The organism is Aquimarina latercula DSM 2041 (genome assembly GCF_000430645.1).
GTDB classification, from domain to species: domain Bacteria; phylum Bacteroidota; class Bacteroidia; order Flavobacteriales; family Flavobacteriaceae; genus Aquimarina; species Aquimarina latercula.
In genome coordinates this window covers 449,492-468,545 of sequence record NZ_KE387185.1, presented here as the reverse complement: position 1 = coordinate 468,545, position 19,054 = coordinate 449,492, and the positions used below count along the sequence as shown (strand labels likewise).

Annotated in this window: 15 protein-coding genes; 5 read left to right on the top strand and 10 right to left on the bottom strand. The window is 30.8% G+C overall.

The features are described 5' to 3' along the window. Positions 1–31: 31 nt before the first annotated feature. Complete coding sequence (locus H526_RS0119895; RefSeq protein ID WP_027394626.1) at positions 32–1,075, bottom strand: helix-turn-helix domain-containing protein; 1,044 nt, start codon at positions 1,073–1,075, stop codon at positions 32–34. A gap of 204 nt (positions 1,076–1,279) precedes the next feature. Here H526_RS0119895 and H526_RS31535 point away from each other — a divergent pair, with 204 nt between their 5' ends. Next, positions 1,280–1,444, top strand: a complete 165-nt coding sequence (locus H526_RS31535; protein ID WP_035086101.1) for a DUF1328 domain-containing protein — start codon at positions 1,280–1,282, stop codon at positions 1,442–1,444. A 15-nt stretch (positions 1,445–1,459) separates the two neighbouring features. Continuing rightward, on the top strand, positions 1,460–1,639 hold the full coding sequence (locus H526_RS0119885; protein WP_027394625.1) for a hypothetical protein: 180 nt from the start codon (positions 1,460–1,462) through the stop codon (positions 1,637–1,639). Positions 1,640–1,893: 254 nt separating this feature from the next. Here H526_RS0119885 and H526_RS0119880 read toward each other — a convergent pair whose 3' ends face one another. Further along, positions 1,894–2,310 carry an arsenate reductase family protein gene (locus tag H526_RS0119880; RefSeq protein WP_027394624.1) on the bottom strand — a complete coding sequence of 139 codons (417 nt, stop codon included), beginning with the start codon at positions 2,308–2,310 and terminating at the stop codon, positions 1,894–1,896. A gap of 125 nt (positions 2,311–2,435) precedes the next feature. Between H526_RS0119880 and cls the strand changes: the two genes are divergently transcribed. Continuing rightward, on the top strand, positions 2,436–3,857 hold the full coding sequence (gene cls, locus H526_RS0119875; protein WP_027394623.1) for a cardiolipin synthase: 1,422 nt from the start codon (positions 2,436–2,438) through the stop codon (positions 3,855–3,857). Here the strand turns inward: cls and H526_RS0119870 are convergent. The 7 genes from H526_RS0119870 to H526_RS0119840 form a co-directional block, all read right to left on the bottom strand. Then, entirely contained in the window at positions 3,852–4,754 is a 903-nt protein-coding gene (locus H526_RS0119870; protein ID WP_027394622.1) for a DUF6268 family outer membrane beta-barrel protein, read from the bottom strand. The genes cls and H526_RS0119870 overlap by 6 nt on opposite strands. 41 nt (positions 4,755–4,795) lie before the next feature. Beyond that, complete coding sequence (locus H526_RS29685; protein ID WP_035086434.1) at positions 4,796–5,596, bottom strand: phosphatase PAP2 family protein; 801 nt, start codon at positions 5,594–5,596, stop codon at positions 4,796–4,798. Between the two features lie 13 nt (positions 5,597–5,609). Next, positions 5,610–9,323, bottom strand: coding sequence for a metallophosphoesterase (locus tag H526_RS0119860; protein WP_027394621.1), 3,714 nt, complete (start codon positions 9,321–9,323; stop codon positions 5,610–5,612). A gap of 7 nt (positions 9,324–9,330) precedes the next feature. Further along, positions 9,331–10,860, bottom strand: a complete 1,530-nt coding sequence (locus H526_RS0119855) for a GH3 family acyl-acid amido synthetase (protein ID WP_027394620.1) — start codon at positions 10,858–10,860, stop codon at positions 9,331–9,333. 2 nt (positions 10,861–10,862) lie between these two features. Continuing rightward, entirely contained in the window at positions 10,863–12,098 is a 1,236-nt protein-coding gene (locus tag H526_RS29680; RefSeq protein ID WP_035086099.1) for a Pycsar system effector family protein, read from the bottom strand. Positions 12,099–12,134: 36 nt separating this feature from the next. After that, complete coding sequence (locus H526_RS0119845) at positions 12,135–12,773, bottom strand: M48 family metalloprotease (protein WP_027394619.1); 639 nt, start codon at positions 12,771–12,773, stop codon at positions 12,135–12,137. Between the two features lie 124 nt (positions 12,774–12,897). After that, a complete protein-coding gene (locus H526_RS0119840) occupies positions 12,898–14,340 on the bottom strand; it encodes a CotH kinase family protein (protein ID WP_035086097.1) in 1,443 nt (480 codons plus the stop codon). Positions 14,341–14,468: 128 nt separating this feature from the next. On the opposite strand from H526_RS0119840, the gene pafA reads away from it, so the two are divergent. Both pafA and H526_RS0119830 read left to right on the top strand, forming a co-directional pair. Then, positions 14,469–16,115 carry an alkaline phosphatase PafA gene (pafA, locus tag H526_RS0119835; RefSeq protein WP_027394617.1) on the top strand — a complete coding sequence of 549 codons (1,647 nt, stop codon included), beginning with the start codon at positions 14,469–14,471 and terminating at the stop codon, positions 16,113–16,115. 30 nt (positions 16,116–16,145) lie between these two features. Beyond that, positions 16,146–17,024: a YihY/virulence factor BrkB family protein gene (locus tag H526_RS0119830; RefSeq protein WP_027394616.1), complete on the top strand. Its 879-nt coding sequence runs from the start codon at positions 16,146–16,148 to the stop codon at positions 17,022–17,024. Between the two features lie 66 nt (positions 17,025–17,090). Here the strand turns inward: H526_RS0119830 and H526_RS0119825 are convergent, their stop codons facing one another. Further along, positions 17,091–18,104, bottom strand: coding sequence for a DUF6588 family protein (locus H526_RS0119825; RefSeq protein ID WP_027394615.1), 1,014 nt, complete (start codon positions 18,102–18,104; stop codon positions 17,091–17,093). Positions 18,105–19,054 lie beyond the last annotated feature (950 nt).

The following is a 19,054-nucleotide window of genomic DNA, read 5'->3' as shown; positions in this document are numbered from 1 at the left end:
AAATAGCTTACGCATTAAGCAAAAAAAAGTGTCAAGCTGATCTAGAATCGTCTTTATTATTTCTAACTTTATCAAGATATTGTTTAGGAGCAATCCCATATTTTTTCTTAAATAATTTAGAAAAATAACTTCTAGAGTTTATTCCGACCTTGTATGTGATTTCGGTAATATTAAGATTTGAAGATTCTAACAAATCCTTTGCTGTCTCAATTCTATGATTTTTTATAAACTCATTAACCGAAGTATTGTATAATTGTTTAAAACCGTTTTGGAGAGTATTCTGATTTAATCCTACTCGTTTAGCAATATTAACAATATTACCAATAGTTTCGATTTCATTTTCTATGATAGATACAGCAGTTTCTATAGACTCTATAGTAGCCTGTCGTATAATCTGACGTTTATCGGGATCTCTTAAATCATCTAAATATTGTTTTAAAAGAAGTGTAAATATTTCATAAGCTTTACCTTCTAAATAAACTTGCCTCATAAATCCTGTTAGTTCGCACTCTGTAAACTCAGAAATTAGTTTTGAAATCTCTAAGCTATAATAGTTTTTATAATAAAATTGTCTGATTCCGTTCACATCTCGAAATAAATTCATGAGATCTTCATTCATATCCGGAAGAAAAGACTCTATTTTCTCTTCAAACAATTTTCTATTTATTTCTAAACTAAAAATACAAATCGGTTGATCGGCAGGGATTTTAAAAATATGATTATTAGTAGGCGTACTGGCAGCAATAACACTTTCTAATCTTTTTACTTCATTCAATTTATCATCTTCTTCAAAACAATGAAAAAAGTTAGATTCTCTATTAAAAATTACTTTTAGTGGATGTACAATTCCTTTTTTTAAATGAAATTGAAATTCCTTTTTCAATAAATAATCTGTCTCTACAACACCTACTCCAAAATCAAATTCAAAAGAACGAATATATCCTGAACCCATATTTTCTGGTATACGAACACAATACTCTTGGTTAGATTTCTCATAACTTACTCCTAGATCATTGGCCATATCTATGACAATATCCTGGACCTTTTGATCTTGTAAGCGTATCTTTTTTTTCAACTAAATATACTTTTAGAAAAATTACAATCTAAAGATACCCTTATTTTATAGAATTTTAACAAAATAATAACCAAAAAGCAAAGGAGTCAATGTTACAAGCGATACAGCTAAAGAGTTAAGATAGATTTATTGACCTTTACACTGTAAACGATTTGAAAAACAAATCACTCACTTAGAGTCATTTAATAATTAAAAACACTAATTATGTTACGTTGGACAGTAATTTTCATCATTTTGGCAATAGTTGCTGGAGTTTTCGGATTTGGTGGTATCGCAGCAGGGGCTGCTAGTATTGCAAAAATCTTATTTTTTATATTCATAGTACTTTTTATAGTATCTCTCATATTCGGTAAGAAATTTAAAGCTTAAATTAAATATAATATCATGAAAAAAACAATCATATCAATTACTGCTATGTGCTTCTTATTTGCGAGTACATTAAGCTGTAGAGAAAAAACCACAGGAGAAAAAGTAGAAGATGCAGTAGAAGATGTAGGTGATGCAGTAGAAGATGGTGCTGAAGAAGTAAAAGACGCTGTAGAAGATGCTACAGATGACAACTAATTTTTAAATAAAATTAGTTGAATAAAAACAGGTAACTGTACGTTGGTCAATTACCTGTTTTTGTAAAAAAAATAAACTTAAATTAACAAGAGATGCGAAATTTTCAGTTAAAGAAAATCGTAAAAATGGCGATTAATTTCTTTTTCGTATTGTTTCTAATCATGTGCATCTATTACATTAATATTTTGACTTAAATAGTATGTCGTTTATGACGAATGCATCTTTGAAATAGTTAGATTAATAAAACATTTATTTTATCCTTCTTTTGAGGGAGTATTTAATTCGTCAGCACTGTTAGATTCCATAATCCTTACAAAATCAGATGGAGTTTCTATTTGATGGAATTGTTCTCCTATTATTAGAATAGGCCGCCTTACGATTCTAGGATTCTTTTTTATAACCTTTAACCAATCATGCGTATTTAGGGTTACATTTGGATCATATAGTCCTTGATAATTTGGAAATTTTTTTTGAATCAAATCCGAAATATTTATACCCAGATTTTCTGCTATTTCTAACCATTGTGTCCCAGGTATTTCCGTTTTAGTTGTATCTATAGCAAGAATATCTTTTTCTGATGCGACAACATAGCTATATGTTTGCTTACCAATAGACTCTTTGGAATTGTAAATTAATATGATTTTATTTTTATCAGTCGAAATAACCCCCATAATCAATGAATTTTTTATTTTTATAAAAATATATTTTTAGATTATGCTTTGATAATCCGATCCGAATAAATGGTAGCCCATTTACAAAATAAATTTGCTAATACATTACATTAATACCTCATAAAATGATCATTGCTATTAGCCTCTATATTCTTCTTACTTCACTCGCAATTTTACATATTATATTATATGGTTCAAGGCCTACAAAATCCCTAAGCTGGTTACTTATTGTTTTGATTCTGCCAGTAATAGGAATTTTTCTTTATATCATTTTTGGTGTTAATCGAAGACGTTTCAAATTTTTTAAACTTAAACAAACAGTCAGAAGGCGTTTATATGAACAAAATTTTGGAGATAGGTTTACCAAGGAGAAACACTTAGTATTTACGGACAATAAATCTTCAAAACTATCAAAACTAATGCGAAACAGTTCTAATTTCGGAACACAAGCATCAAATAAAGTTGAAGTACTGCAGAACGGTAAAAAAACATTCGATACCATTTTCGAAGAATTACAAAAAGCTGAAAAGTTTATTCATTTACAATATTACATTTTTGAAGAAGGAGAGCTTTTTGAAAAACTCTATTCACTGTTGAAAGAAAAACTTGAAAACAAAGTTGAAGTTAGAATATTATATGATGCAATTGGAAGCTACTCACTTCGCAAAAAAGCAGTTAAAAAATTAAAAAGTATTGGAGTAAAAGTATATCCAATTATGCCTTTACATTATGGTAGTTTTTTGTTCACTTTAAACTATCGAAATCATAGAAAAATAATTATTGTGGACGGTAAAGTTGGCTTTACTGGTGGGGTTAATATTTCTGACAAATATATTAAGTCAAATTCGGAATTAGGTATTTGGGATGACACACACTTATATATTAAAGGCCCAGCAGTAGACAACTTGCATAGAGTTTTCATTAAAGACTATTACTTTGCGAGTGATCAAGAACTTCTATTAACCGACCATTATCTTCCAAAAATAGAAGATGAAGGAACAATACCAGTCCAAATTGTTGCTGGAGGACCTGATTCGGATTATGCATCAATAATGCATCAATACATATCGATGATCAATCTGGCAGAAAAGTATATCTATATTTCTAACCCATATTTTATCCCTAATAATGCAATGCTAGAAGCATTAAGAATGGCTGCACTCAGTGGAGTAAATATAAAATTATTAGTTCCTAAAAAATCAGATTCTTGGTTAGCCAAATATAGTATGCTATCTTTTTTCGAAGAATTGCTCTTTTTAGGTATTGAAATACACCAACAAAAAGATGATTTTCTTCATAGTAAAGTAATTGTAATGGATGGTGAAATAGTCTCCATAGGATCTGGAAATTTTGACCATAGAAGTTTTGAACACAATTTTGAAACAAATGCTTTAATTTATGATAAAACTGTGGCAGAAAATGTTTGTAAAGACTTTATTTCAGACTGTAATAACAGTTTCTTATTAGAATATAAAACTTACAAAAATAGATCTATTAAAAGAAAACTATCAGAAGGAGTTGCCAGATTTTTTAGTCCTTTATTATAATTTCAATTTAAGTCCTCCTCTTATATAAAAGCTGTTCTGATCGTTTATTGTTAGCACATTTTCCTGATCATCATTTCGTAATCTTATATCGTTCAACAAGGTATATCCAAAATAACTATAAAAAACTAAGTGTTTCGTAAATAAATGTTCATAACCTAAACCTCCTAAGGCTATTGTCATTGATATATTTTCTGCTACTTGATTTCTTGAGCCAATGGAACCATTGGTAACTAATCGGTCATTTTGAAGGTTTGCATAAAAACCATCTAAGGTAGCAAACACCTGTAATTTGTTTTTTTCATCAATAGCATATTTTATATTACTCTTAGGAACTCCTAAGGAATACGACCAAGAAGGATGAAACTCTTTAAAATAATTGACAATTGGTAGTGGAAATGGTCTTCCTGCTGTAGTCGAATATTGAAGACCTAAAATCAATCTCCATGGTTTTTTTAAACCTTCATTTTTTTTGTCTTTAATAAAGAAAATCGCACCAGAATATAGTAAATCATCACTTGTAATTTTATTGTTTTCAAAATTGGAAGCAACCATGGCACCAGATTTTATGGCAAAACGCCAATCATTCTTTAATTTAAAAGTATATCCTATAGTAAATTCTGCAGAGCGTAAACGGTCAAATCCTGATACATCAAACGAAGTAAGATCTTCATAGTCAAAATTAACTTCTCTATACTCTAATCCAGTTACCAGATAACTTCCTTTATCATCTAGTTTTATGGGGTAATTTAATAATGCTCTAAACCGTTTAAAAGAGTTATCACTTCCTCTTTGTGGAAAATAAGTGTACTCAACTCTAGCTAGATCACTGACTTGACCTAACATGGTAAATGAACAGAAAAAAAAGAAAATGGATATAGAAAAACAGAATTTATTCATTGATTTACAATTAATTAAAAAAAATTAAGCACCTTATTTCTTTAGAAACGATAAGAAAGCCTGATACTTTGTTGATGTAATCCGATACCTGGTGTAATACTTAATTTTTTGTTTTTCTTTTTATGTAATTCTGGAACTAAAATACCAGTAGTAGCTCCAATTGCGTATCCTAAAATCACATCCGTAAGGAAATGATTTCCTGATTGAACACGAAAGTAACTTACCACTGCGGGTAATACAGCTGCACCTGCCCAAACAAATGGTTTAGCTTTGGAATTTGGAAAATAGTCGCTAAAAACTTTAGCAGCAAAAAAAGTTGCTGCTGCGGATGCCGCAGCGTGTCCACTAAAAAATGAACGTTGCGAGTCTTTTGACAATCTATCTTTTAAAGGAGTGTCTTCTGCATATACTAAAGGACGTGGTCTATTTACCAAACCAGCAGTAATTGTAAATAAAGCTCCCGCTGTTGCCATACTTTCCACTAACATAATTGATAATTTTCCAGAATCACGTCTTGTGTTTTTATTTAACAACAATAAAAAGGGGGTTGCAAAAGAGGTATAAAAAGGGATATCACTAATTTGACTGGCTCGCTCAGAATAATTTCCTGCTGCCCAGCGATCAATAAAAAAAATATCATCTTTATTAAGATTTCCTAATTCTTGCTCAGTAATTCCTTCTTTATTCAATAGTAATGTGAAGCCATATACAGAGCCTCCTACAGCTCCAGTAACCCAAGCACCATCTATCCATAGATCAGTTTCATATGGAGAATCCGTTTGTGAAAACAAATTAGATATAAGAAACATTGATGTTAATAATATTACGTATTTAAAAGTCATATTATAATAGTTTTTAAAATTTAAATGCAAATGCAAAAGAAAATCTAGCACCATCTTCTCCAGCAAAAAGATTAAAAGTTGCTTTCATGGCATTAGTACTATTTATCCATAGACCTCCTCCATAATCACTGTGCCACTTATCAGATGTATCATTATCGGCAATCCAAACTCTTCCAGTGTCAACTCCTGTAAACACTCCTATTTGAAGGGGTAAAATTCTAGTTTTAAACTGTTTGAAACTATATCTTATATCAGCACTACCTGCTAATGAAGATTGTCCTGTAAATCGTTCCGTTCTGTAACCACGTAATAGATTATCCGCTCCAAGTTGAGCAGCTTGATAGAATTCATAATTCTCTCCTATATTAAATTGACCTTGAATGGCTGTTTTTAAAACTACTCTACGGTTACGACTCAATGAGTTATAAAATCCTAAGTGTGGTTTTATATAACCGAAAGTTCTTTTAGTATCATCCAGATTCATTCTTCCTCCAACATTAACTTCAAATTTCATTCCTCGAGTGGGGTTTAAAACCACATCATAACTTTCATATCGATAGGTTCCATCTAGCCCAGCAAACCATTTGCGCTCAAAAAACTCTGAATTATCAAAACCTGCTTCCTGAGTAATAAATCTATTCGCGGTGTCGTCAACTTTGATTCCTTCTAGAGATCCTTTATATTCAAAATTACTTCCCAAACGACCATTTTTAACAGCACCTAAGGATACAGCGTATGTACTTAATTTTACTCGGTTATAATCAAAATCAAGTTCATCTTGATTGTTTTCAGTTTCATTTCCAAAACCAAAAAAGTTAGCTGCAAAATTTGGACTTGTATAAGTGGCTCCTACAAACAAGTTATAATCACCTAAAATTCCTGCAAACTCTCCTCGATAACCTAAATCAAAACCTTGGGTTGCAAAATAATATCCGCCAGAAAAACTATGACTACTAGAAAAAGGATTACGATGAAATCCATTAATAGTATAAATTAACATAGGTCCAACACGAACCCCATCATCTGGATTAAAACCTATAACTGGTAATACAGAAGAAGTGGTTCTTACTTTTTCATCTTTATCAAAACTATTTATATGATAATTATCTGTAAATCTAATTTTTGCACCTCCTCTTTTCTCCACAGTGTTAGGTTTACTTTTATGATCATACACAGAAATTCTGCGACCTTTCATGAATTTGTAAACATCATTATTTTGTCCTCCAATTATATTTATTCGAATTGGGTCCTGAGGTTTTCCACTCGACTCAAAAACGTCATCATCATCCAATCCATAAATCCAAATTTCTTTAGTTTCTTTTTTATCAAAAATTTTATCACTTACAACAATCCCTTTCTTTCCATCTTTTATTCGAGAAACAAGGACTCTTGTTTTTCCTTTTTCTGTTCGTATAATCTCTATTAAATCATCTTTATCCGTCCCCATCACGATAGCTAGACTTGCTAGGTAATCATAATACCTATTAGCAATATCCATTAAGTTCTTTCTTCTACCTTTTAGGTTTTTCTTAATACGGTCTAAATCTTCCCCTTTTGCTTCTGGAGGGATATTTTTAAATGCATTTTCAATTTCAATATCCGTAAGATTTTCCTGAATGTATTTTGCTTGTTTTAGCCATTCTTCTCTTCCACTATTTTGGATTAAGGTTCGGTCTAATCTGGTTGCGGATGCATTGATCCATTTTACCTCTTTTAATTCTTCATCATAAATCTGAAATTGATTTGCAAATCCAAGTAGCCCTTTTAGTGTTCCCAAAAACCCACCATCGAAATTAGAAAATGCTTGATCTCTATCTCGTGGAATAGGTTTAAAAATATGATTCCCATTTTCTAATTTATACTCTGCCCAGCGCCATTGATCTTGATGTCTATCCCAATCACCTATTAACATATCGAACAGTCTTGCTCTAATAAAAGCAGGTTCATCTATTTTATATTTTTCATCTCTTCGTAGACGCTCATATACATCAGAAGTACTCTCTATATCGTCCGGTTTACCAAATGATTCTAAATTCTTATGATTTTCTTCTGGACGCTCTTCAATCATATATAATTCATCTCCATGCGTATCATTATGTTTACCCAAAGCCTTCTGCTTAGGCACATAATAAACCTTTGGATTTGTATGATAAATCCCAACTGCATCAGATAAATCAGGAATAACAGTAAAAATATAAGGGTGTGATGCAGTATAAAAATCTAATAAGATATCCTCAGAAATCGTATTCTCTAAAGATTCTTCTATATAATTACTTTGGAAAACAGTAGATTGAAGAAATTTAACCCCACTTTTTTTAAGTGCACGCATGTTATATTCCCTATCATCTTTACTCTTTAACCTTAAGGAACGTGTTTGATGTCCTCCTCCTTTTCTTACCACTTCCAAACCTCCGTAAAGCGTATCTAAGATAGCAACCTTGATTTTAATTTTTTTTCCATACAAATCTCTATAATGATCTCCCCAGATACTCTCATAAAAATCGGTGCGATCCGTACCTTCTTTTTTATAGACAGACGCCATCACTGTTTGATCTGTACTCTCGGGTATACTAGAAATATCATATTGCTCTACTTTTTTATAAATTTCTTTTCGAAAAAGCAGTTTTGGCTCACTATTCTCAACTCCAAAAAAAGAAGCCCAGGAAGACCCATCTTTATGGATATCTAATCGAATAAAACCTTGACCTCCGTAAGCAAAAAGTCCATTATTATTAAGTTTTGCGAAAGAGTTTTTAGCTCCAGCACCAGATACAATTTGCTTAATCCCTTTGTGCTCTATGTATTGTAAAGAATGTTCATGTCCCGAAGTAAAAATAATTCGTTCTACTCCTCTTGCTAATGTTTCTAATCTCCTGACTAGAGATTTATATTGTTTATTCTGATTATCCTGAGTTGAAATGGCTCCAGAAGTACGTATTTGCATTGCTAGAGATCCAAGAACAGGTAATGGTATCTTTTTTTGAGAAGGATATAAGTGTTTTATTGGTGCATATTTACCTCCGTGAACTCCGTTTGTATATAAAGGATGGTGTAATGCAAATACAATGGTTTTATCTTGATTTTTCTTAAATTCACTTTCTACTTCGAGAAACATAGCTTCTCTTGTTTTGATTTCTGGGCAATTGTCATTAATTGTAGGATGTTTATCCCAATCTTCTAAGTACCATTGAGAATCTAAAATAATTAATTGAATATCGTCGGTGATCTCTATACTTTCTAATGCACAGCCTTTTGATGGACGAAATACTTTCTTGTCTTTTAATTTTTTCTCAAAATACTTTTCTTGTCGTTCTAATCCTTTTAAACCTTCATTATACCAATCATGATTCCCAGGAATAAAAAACACTTGTCCTTCAAAATTTTTAACCGCTTCGATTTGGACATCTAATCGATGTTCTGCAATTTTCCTGTCTTTTTTATCTTTTTTAGGCATTCCATCTGGATAAATATTATCTCCTAAAAAAATAGTATAGTTTCCTTCTTGTTTATGGTTATCAAGATATTTCTCGAAGGCTAATAATGCAGGTGTGCTCTTATTAGGCTGTGCATATCCCGCATCACCTATTAAATAAAAAGTCTTTTCAATTTCTTTTTCATTAGCAGTAATCGATTCATCAAAAGGTTCTCTGTACTTAGGTTCGTAAAGTGCACAACTAGAAACTAGTATTGTTAGAATAAGAAGAATTGTATGTTTTATTTTTATCATTATTGTTTCATTTAGGGTTGTTTTCAGAAATAAAGGCTTCCCAAGTAGCAAACTTCTCTTCAGACATTACTCGTTCCATTTTTACTTGTCCTCCTTTTTTCTTTTGTGCTCCACTCCATTCTGAAAAAACAATAGGAGAAACAGTGGTTACTTTTACACCTTTTAATGCTTTACTTCTAGCGACTTTATAGTTTTTATTAGCTTTTTTTAATACCTCATCAAGCTCTTTGGCCAACATTGTATTATCAATTGTTGTCTCTGAACCTAGGTACCAATGATGATAGAATTCATCGTGTATCCTAGTTGCTGCTAATGTGAATTCTGGAATTTCTATATCAAATTTCTCTTCTATTTCTCTTAAAGCTGCATTCATTTTATTAACCGATAACTGAGACCCTACTACATTCAAAAAGAATTTAGTTCTACCAGTAATTCTAATCTCGGCTCTTTCTACATTTGTAAACTCTATAGTGTCGCCTATGATGTAACGCCAGGCTCCAGAAACAGTGGTTATCAAGAGTACATAATCCTGATCAGTTTCCACTTCTTTTAAGGTTATCGAAGGCGCTTCCTGCTTTAATGATCCATCCTGATTAATATATTCTGGCTGAAAAGGGACAAACTCGAAATAAATTCCATTGTCAGTAATCAATTTCATTGCATCGGTCTCAGGTCGCTCCTGACAGGCAATGAATCCCTCAGAAGCTAAATATGTATCTATTACAGTTATAGGTTGTTTTAATAGACTATTAAAACTTTTTTCATAAGGACTAAATGCAACCCCTCCTGAGGTGTACACCTGTAGGTTTGGCCAGATATCATGAATGTTTTCTACATTGTGATATTCGATCACTTTTTGTATCATCAATTCCATCCACGAAGGAATCCCACTTAACGCTCCTATATCCCAACTTTTTGCATTTTCAGCAATTTTATGAACTCTTTTATCCCAGTCATCTATTTTTGCAATTTCTTTACCTGGCTTGTAAAAACCTTCAAACCAAAAAGGAATATTACTCGCACTTATTCCACTAATTTCTCCTTCTAAATGTCCTTCTCTTTCTTGTAGATCAGTAGAGCTACCTAACATCATAATATCTTTTTCAAAAAAAGAAGCTGGAAGATCAAAATTAGATAAAGCTTCTACCTGTTTAATACCTGCTCTACGAATAGATTCTATCATTTCGTTAGTTACAGGAATACGTTTACTCTTCTTACCTGTAGTTCCTGAGCTTAAGGCAAAATAATCCGGGCTTCCCGGCCAAGTTACATTTGATTCTCCATCAATAACTCGACCCCACCATTTTTCTAATAATTGATGATAATCGAAGTATGGAACTTTGTTTGCAAACTCTTCCTGTATATTTTTAGATTTTAATATATTTTCAAAATCATAATTTTTACCAAATTCAGTATTTGAAGCTGTCGTTAGTAATTCTTCTAATACTCTTTGTTGCGATTCTTCATGATTCAGTTCTGGAGACAATGCATCTTTTAAGTTGATTGCTCCTTTGATTAACGATCCTATAATTGCCATATCTAGTTTGTAATTTTCTCTATAATTTCTGGTGTACTTACTTCTTGTACCAAGTCAATTCCTGTAAAAGCCACGATAAAAGCCACAACAGATAAGATGATTCCAATTGTAAATACTATGTATGTTATTTTGAGAAGCGCATATTTTTTCTTGAGCACTAAACCCAACAAATAAAGGTCTTTAGTAAGCATTTTATAAACATATTCTTTGTCTCCAATTACTTCATCAATTGCTTCCTGATATCTATCGTAAGACATTTTAAAAAAGTTACCGAAGAACAAAAGATTTACTTTTCTATTTTTCACTTGCTCTCTTGTGAACTCTCCTCCAGTAACCTTTGGTTGAGTTGACATTATCGAAAGGATTATTGCAGCTACACTGAACAAAACTAATATCAGACTAGGTATCATCAAATGTCTGTTTGAAGGAGCATCTAACTTTGGGATTAGATTTGCTAGTGCCAAAGAAATAATTATCGCGTTTACCGAAAGAAGTATATTGGCTTTGGTATCTGCTATATCACTAAGTTTTATATGGTTTCTTAGAGAAACACGATATAAAGTTTGTATACCTCGTTCAGGACTTTCATCTTTATATTTTGCCTTTAGTTTCGCTTTTAAATCCTCTTTTTGTCTTTTCTTTTTTCTTTTCTTTCCTTTTTTAATAATATTTAAAAGGTTTTTATTTTTTAATGGTTCCCATTTTTCAATCGCATATCTCGTATAATACTTATGCTTTTCTGTAAAAAGTTTTAAATTTTCAATTCTCCATTCTTCTGAAGAATATTCTGCCACTTTTAATAAACTTAATTCTTGTCTTAATAATTCATTTACTTCTTTATAGTAATCTTTTGACAAATGAGAACTATCCGCATCCTTTACTATTTCTTCTAGTAAATTTGCTGGTTCTTTATTGATTTTTGTGGCTCTTATGCATCCTAAAATCTTCGTTTTTTTTGTCTCATTTAGTGTTACTCCTTTTAAGAATATTTCGAATATTTTTATGCTTTCTTCCTCATGATTTTTTGTACCTCTTACATAACCTGCATCGTGAAACCAAGCTGATATTAATACAACTTCTTTATCTTCTTCATCAATATTTATATGCTCACAAATTTCTTTTACACTATTTACGACTCGCTGAGTATGCAAAAAGTTGTGATATAAAAATATCTTGGATAAATTATCCTTAAAAAGATTAAATATGTAGTCTTCAGCTTTATCTAGTATCATTTCCATTATTATTTACTTTTTTAATGTTAATTAAGAAAAAGATTAATCCTCCTCTTGTTCTTTAATCAATAACATTATTTCATCAGGAGATAGGTATAATTTCTTTATTCTTGCTTTATATTTTTCGGATAAAGAGCTATGATTTAGAATAAAGTTTTTAGTAGCCAATATGTAATCTTTCATCCCGTGAGATACTGCCTGCGTATCTGCTGTGCGTTCCGCATCCCTAATAAAACTAGATGAAAACAAATATTTTATACCGAACGAAATTAGGTTTACACTACTTCTTCTATGATAATCCATGATATGTCCTAACTCATGCCCAAGCCAACCCACAAGAATATCTGAAGGCACATCCTTTATAGATAATTCTAGACCATCAATTTTAAATGTCTCGCTCATTAGTATTAGATAACTTCTTTTCCTTTTTGATTTAAAAAGTGATAAAAAAACAGGTTGAGCTTTCATGAAGGATTTCTTAAGCGATGATTTAAACTTAAACTCGATTAAAACATCTTCTAATTCTGGGTAATAGTTCAAAGAAATCTTAGCTTCTTCCATAATCTCGTTTGGAATAATTTTATTTTTAGTTGATACGTCTTGAGCTATGATCATGAAAGGATATAAAACTATAATCAGTCTTGTTAAACAAAGAATTCTAAATACAAATGATTCTGTCATTATTACTTGGGCAAGTTAAATAACAACTTAGATTTTGCTTAATCCATATGATATAAAGGGTGACTCTTTTAGTCAAAACTCGTAAGAAAAAAGCCTTATGGGCTAAAAACTAATTGTCGTGGAACTAATTGAGCTTCTCGAAATATGTATCCAAAAAAACTAATCTTTTTTCTAACCAGTTCTCTAAATACTCGTAATGATCATGTAATTTTATATCAGATCCCCAAACTAGTACTTCTCTTTCGTAGATCTTATTGTTTTTAAAAAAATCATAGTTTTCTCTAAGCGTATGTGACAGCTGTTGATCACTAAGTGCTTCTTTTCTTAATTCAAACCAACGGTTTTTTAATCTTTGACGATAATTGTTAGGATTTACTCTTAATAATTTATCAAATAATTCATTACTTAGAACGTCATCGGTAGTGGAAATTCTTTTACCATCTTGGATCACACCTAACACACCATCTAAATCCCAAGGAATATTAAAATATGGAGTTTGTTTCGTGTATCGAGCTACGTAGAAATTCTTGCCCAAATTATCGGTAGCTCTAATTAAGTTTACAAATAGAAAGTAATCTATTGCATTATCTAGATAAAACTTTTTACTAATCTTTTTCTTAAAAGAGTTCTCTTTTGATTTAATTACAAACTTTGTGTATTTATGAATATTTTTCCAATGAGATTTATAATTAATAAAAGGATATTCCATTTCATATCCTGCCCAATGCGGAAAGATATTTCTATATTTTGGAGCGCTCTTATAAGATGGGCCTCCGCTGTAACTCGCTGCTTTAAATAATTCTCCGTAAACAGAACCTTTCTTATATTTTTTTAATTTCAGCAGTTTTCGATCAACTTGTTCTGTCAATGCATATACACCTTTATATGCTTTATTTACAAAAACCTCAACATACATTAAATCAATACCACTTTTAGCTTCTGGTTCTTTATCCAGATAATATGGTTTATGTATTGATAACCATAATTTATTGCAGAAATATGATCTCAATCTTAAAGGTTCATTATACAATCCATCTAAAATCCAATCATCATCTTCTCTTAGGTTACCAAACTGTATATCCTCTGATTCTTGTATGTCAGGATCTTTCCAAAACTCTAAATCATACGATTTTTTAGGAAACTTTAATGAAATATTACCCCGATGTTCAATTCCAACTATTGCAGACTTTACGAGACTGTCTCTAACTATTGAAAATGTAGCATCCCTTTTGGGATCATCTATTATTTTTTCGGAGGTATTAATTTGAATAAGAGGTAATTCTGTAAAATAAAGTTTAAACAAATTCCCATTCCTGTTAACCTCAAAACTTCTTTGATAAGAAAGTTCTTTTACCTCTTCGGAAAATATCAAATTATCATTAAAAGTTGCCTTTATACCAGTGAAACCTTCATTCTTATATTTTGAAATACTAGAATACCATATGATTATATTATTTTTTTCGTCTACACAATAGCTTTCTTTTTTTGGGACAATGGTTTTAACATTTTGTGAGTGAAGTACCGAACAAAATAAAACAACATATAAAAGTAGTCCTCGAATTTTCATATAGTGTTTTAGGATTTAAAACAAAGATCGATGTAATAAAATGAAAAAATAACACTATCCATATAAAGTTTATCGTAATCCATAAAATTGCTCTATAATTAAAAGCATTTTAAGTAACTTCAACTTCTATGATTTTTAAAAAAACTTTTATTCTATTTTTTATAATATTTTCTGCTGTAAATGCACAGCAAAAAGGCGATCAAAAAAAGGCCGAAAAAAAAACCAAATTGGTTGTTGGTATTGTTGTTGATCAAATGCGGTATGATTATTTGACCCGTTTCTACAATAAGTACGGTACCGGCGGATTTAAAAAAATTATATCGAATGGGTTTTCCTGTAATAATCATCATTTTGATTATATACCTACTAACACTGGGCCAGGGCACGCTTCAATTTTTACAGGTACGACTCCCAGATATCATGGAATCATTGGAAATATTTGGTATGACAGAGAGAAAAAAGAAAAAATATACTGCGTGTCTGATTCTGATGTATCTCCTACAGGAACAAGTAGCCCAGATGGCAAAATGTCTCCTTCTCTTCTTAAACTTACTACAATTGCAGATCAAAATCGAATCCATACCCAAATGAAAGGCAAATCGATTAGTATTGGTCTTAAAGAAAGAGGAGCTATATTATCCGGAGGACATACTGCAAATGCGGCATACTGGTTTAGAGGGAAGGCTCAAGGAAATTGGATATCATCTTCTTTCTATATGGACAGGTTACCTAAATGGGTTATTGATTTTAATGAATCAGAACTTATTGATAGTTATTATAAAACATGGAATACTTTATACGACATTAATACTTACGATGAAAGTGGTCCTGATTTCACTAATTTTGAAAGAGGTTTTAAAGGGAAGGAAAAAGCTGTATTTCCTTATGATTTAGATAAATTAAAAAACCTCAATGGAGAATATGATATTATAACCCGAACTCCTTTTGGTAACAGTTTGACAACAAATTTTGCAATTAAAGCTATAGAAGAAGAGAAGCTAGGAAAAGATAATCACACTGATTTCTTAATGATTAGTTTTTCGAGCACAGACTATATAGGTCATAATTTTGGAGTAAATTCTAAAGAAATTGAAGATACATATATCAGACTGGATAAAGATATTGAGTTACTCATAAAAAAATTGGACTTTTTTGTTGGAAAGGAAGAATACATATTATTTCTGACTTCTGATCACGGTGCTACTCACGTGCCCAGTTATCTAAAAACGAAGAAAATACCTTCAGGTTATTTTAAAGAAGCTACTATACATTTGGAATTAAAAAATTATATCCAGAAATTATATAAGAGGGATAGTATTATCGAAAATATTTCTAATCATCAGGTTTTTTTAAACTATCAACTAATAAATAAACTTCAGCTCGATAGTAAAAAAATACAAAAGGAGATTGCTGATTATCTATTCCAAAAAAAACAAATTAACAGAGTGTTTACTAGATCTCAAATTGAGGCTTCTGACTTTTCGAGTATTATTGGATCAAAGATTAAAAAAGGATTTGACCCTAAGCGTAGTGGTGATGTTTGTTACGTTTTGACACCTTCTACCATAACATACTCCAAAACTGGTTCCGCGCATAGTAGTGGATATATATATGACACTCATGTTCCACTACTTTTCTATGGATCTAATATTAAAAAAGGAGTTACTAATAAATCAACTTTTGTATCAGATATTGCACCTACTATTGCTGTATTATTAGGTATTTCTTTCCCAAACGGAACTACTGGAAATGTAATAAGTGAAGTTACAGAATAATTTTTTTATCTAAAAGTGAATAGAATCATCATGAAAATTAAATCATTTTTTAAGATTTTAGTTACAACTTATAAAAACTGGAGCTCCAATGAACCATTTCAAATGAGTGCATCCGTTAGTTATTATGCATTATTTTCTTTTCCAGCATTGCTTATTATTATAATACAGACAACGGGTATTTTTTATAAAAAAAATGAAATAAAGGGGAAAATTATTAGAGAAATATCGGAAGTACTTGGTCAAGACGTTGCAAATACGATAGAAGGTATGTTGAAAAATGCTATTGATCAAGAACAATCAACTTTAGTAATTATTATCGGAATAGTAACATTACTATATGGAGCTACAGGAATGTTTATTGCACTTCAGAAGTCCTTGAATATAATATGGAAGGTAAAGCCCAAACCGAAGAATGAAATCTTTAAAATGATTAAAGACCGTATTTTTTCTTTGGGCCTTATTCTCGTAATTGGGTTCTTATTACTTACATCCTTGGTATTAACAGCTTTTATTACCGCAACAACAGATTGGATTGGTCAACATTTCCCAAATTTTGTCATCTATGTGATTCAAATTATCAATTTTATTTTATCATTGATACTGATAACAGTACTTTTTGCAATGATTTTTAAAATTCTGCCTGATGTAAAAATTAAATGGAAAGATGTCTGGCTTGGCGCTTTTGTGACTACCATTTTATTTAGTATCGGAAAAAGTGCTTTAGGCATTTATTTTGGTACAGTTAATCCTCAATCAACTTTTGGAGCGGCAGGCTCCGTGATACTAATTTTACTTTGGGTTTCGTATTCCAGCTTAATTCTTTTTTTTGGCGCAGAATTCACCAAAGTTTTAGCCTCTAAATATGGCTCAGGAATACACCCTGCTTCATATGCAGAGAAATTATCCTAAAAATTTAAATATTTATATAAATTTATTTGGACGTAAGAATTTTTCTAAATTTCTTTTATCTGATGTTTAAAATCCGAAATTTAACCCTAAGGATACTCCACTATATTCTGATAAACTATATTCTAAATTAGCCTTAAAAAACCCTACCGATACTTTAGCTCCTAACGTTCCTCTTACCCCTGAAACTTTATTTTCTACAGAAAATGGATTTGTTATTTCCTCCTCTGACACAATTCCTGACCGCACTCTATAAGTTCCCTTAAGATCAGTAGTTGAAGTTCCAGAAATATAACCAATCCCTCCATACACATTAAACACTGGTAATTTTGTAGATCCTATTAATTGAAAAAGTAATGTATTAGTATTATTCTCGAATTGTTGATTTTCTCCATCTACTATATTTGTGTTAGTAAAATCATAGCTTCCATCAAGATGTGTATATGCTATCAATCCAGCAATAGCTATTGGGAATAATTTATCAGCTGGTAACCAAGAAGTAAATTCGTGCTGTAACCCAATTCCATAAAAACTTACTTTTGCATCACTAGTTTTAATTTGCGGAAAGAATCTTGCTTTTATTTCTGTTCCCTTCAGAGGGCTAAAACTAGCTTGTAAAAAAGCCGTTGGAACAAAATTAATATTAGATTCTCCTAGTCCAGTAGGTAGTTCGAATTCTGCATCTTGCGGAGGTAATCCAGGAATTGAACTTTCTCCTTCTACAACAACAATAACACCTTCAATATCTCCAAAAGCAGTAGCTACTTCTTTCTCAACACTACCATCTCTAAATTGCAAATTTTCATATTGTGAAGTATCTAAAATAAATGATTTGTTATCACTCCCCACAAAAGAGGTATTTAGAATAACTGAGATATCAAATCCAAATTTTCTTTTAGACTTTGCACTATTGAACCAACCTTGATTCATACTATAGATAAGCCCTCCAGAGACCGGTTCTAAATAATCAGTAGCAAAACGTTGAGCATCATTTACTCCGGCGGCTAATAAATCATCTATATTTTCTTGAGCTACCACATTAATAAAATTGAAAACAAAAAGAATAAGTAATAGTTTTTTCATAAGATTTTGGGAGTTTTATATATCATTTTACTTTTTAGGTGTCACGCTATGTTTCACTTTATTCCGGATTTTCCTTAAAAACCCTCTGCTACCAAAATGCTTTTTCTTTAATCCTGGTCGCTGTATATTGTTTTTATTTTTCAAAATGTTTTGTTTTAAAATTACTAAAATTTAATTTCCTACAGGAAGTATGAGTAATAAAATTGATATGCAAAAGTGAAATAACTAAAACAGAAAAATTAATCAATTCAAAAAAAAATTAGCCTTATTAATCTGTTTTCGTTATTACAACGTTTTAAAAACACTATTAAATACTAATATAAAATGATTTTGGGTATATAAATTGTAGTTTAAGTGTTTTTTCCATTATTAATTTATTATTACTGAAAATCTATCTAGAAGGTTAACTAAACTGTCCTCAAATTCTATATAATAAAATTCTATCTGCCCGTTAATCTCTGAAAAATTATAGATTTCTTGTGTTCAATTCTTAAACATAATACGCTAACTTCTTTCATATATTGATAAAAGTTTTTGTTTATTATTTCTAGATGCTAAAGAAATTTATTCGTACTAAAACAATTCTAAAAGGGGATTGCAACATAGTAGTAGAAAAGAATATATTTTAAAGATTGTTTATATATCAAATACATCTTTAATATAAGTAATAATTAAATTTTGTCAAGACATTTAACTGGCTTTAACTTGTGTTAAGACTCTTTAACATAAGCATTGTTAAATCACTGATTAAAATGTTAACAAAACACTAAAAAATTGTTTTGATGATTTCATTTTTTACTTAAAATGGAGTGAAATTTATAAAAAAACTACAATTTTTATTCAAAAAGAGTGTGTTTTCAAGCAAAAAAATCTCTTTTATCTCCGTTTCATTAATTTGCTTAAGAACAAATACTATATCTTTTTTTGTTAAAAAAACAATAATATATTAT

Excerpts from the sequence above, each read along its gene's own strand:
- H526_RS31535 (WP_035086101.1), top strand. The coding sequence starts at position 1,280 with ATGTTACGTTGGACAGTAATTTTCATCATTTTGGCAATAGTTGCTGGA.
- H526_RS0119885 (WP_027394625.1), top strand. The coding sequence starts at position 1,460 with ATGAAAAAAACAATCATATCAATTACTGCTATGTGCTTCTTATTTGCG.
- H526_RS0119880 (WP_027394624.1), bottom strand. The coding sequence starts at position 2,310 with ATGGGGGTTATTTCGACTGATAAAAATAAAATCATATTAATTTACAAT.
- cls (WP_027394623.1), top strand. The coding sequence starts at position 2,436 with ATGATCATTGCTATTAGCCTCTATATTCTTCTTACTTCACTCGCAATT.
- H526_RS0119870 (WP_027394622.1), bottom strand. The coding sequence starts at position 4,754 with ATGAATAAATTCTGTTTTTCTATATCCATTTTCTTTTTTTTCTGTTCA.
- H526_RS29685 (WP_035086434.1), bottom strand. The coding sequence starts at position 5,596 with ATGACTTTTAAATACGTAATATTATTAACATCAATGTTTCTTATATCT.
- H526_RS0119860 (WP_027394621.1), bottom strand. The coding sequence starts at position 9,323 with ATGATAAAAATAAAACATACAATTCTTCTTATTCTAACAATACTAGTT.
- H526_RS0119855 (WP_027394620.1), bottom strand. The coding sequence starts at position 10,860 with ATGGCAATTATAGGATCGTTAATCAAAGGAGCAATCAACTTAAAAGAT.
- H526_RS29680 (WP_035086099.1), bottom strand. The coding sequence starts at position 12,098 with ATGGAAATGATACTAGATAAAGCTGAAGACTACATATTTAATCTTTTT.
- H526_RS0119845 (WP_027394619.1), bottom strand. The coding sequence starts at position 12,773 with ATGACAGAATCATTTGTATTTAGAATTCTTTGTTTAACAAGACTGATT.
- H526_RS0119840 (WP_035086097.1), bottom strand. The coding sequence starts at position 14,340 with ATGAAAATTCGAGGACTACTTTTATATGTTGTTTTATTTTGTTCGGTA.
- pafA (WP_027394617.1), top strand. The coding sequence starts at position 14,469 with ATGATTTTTAAAAAAACTTTTATTCTATTTTTTATAATATTTTCTGCT.
- H526_RS0119830 (WP_027394616.1), top strand. The coding sequence starts at position 16,146 with ATGAAAATTAAATCATTTTTTAAGATTTTAGTTACAACTTATAAAAAC.
- H526_RS0119825 (WP_027394615.1), bottom strand. The coding sequence starts at position 18,104 with ATGAAAAAACTATTACTTATTCTTTTTGTTTTCAATTTTATTAATGTG.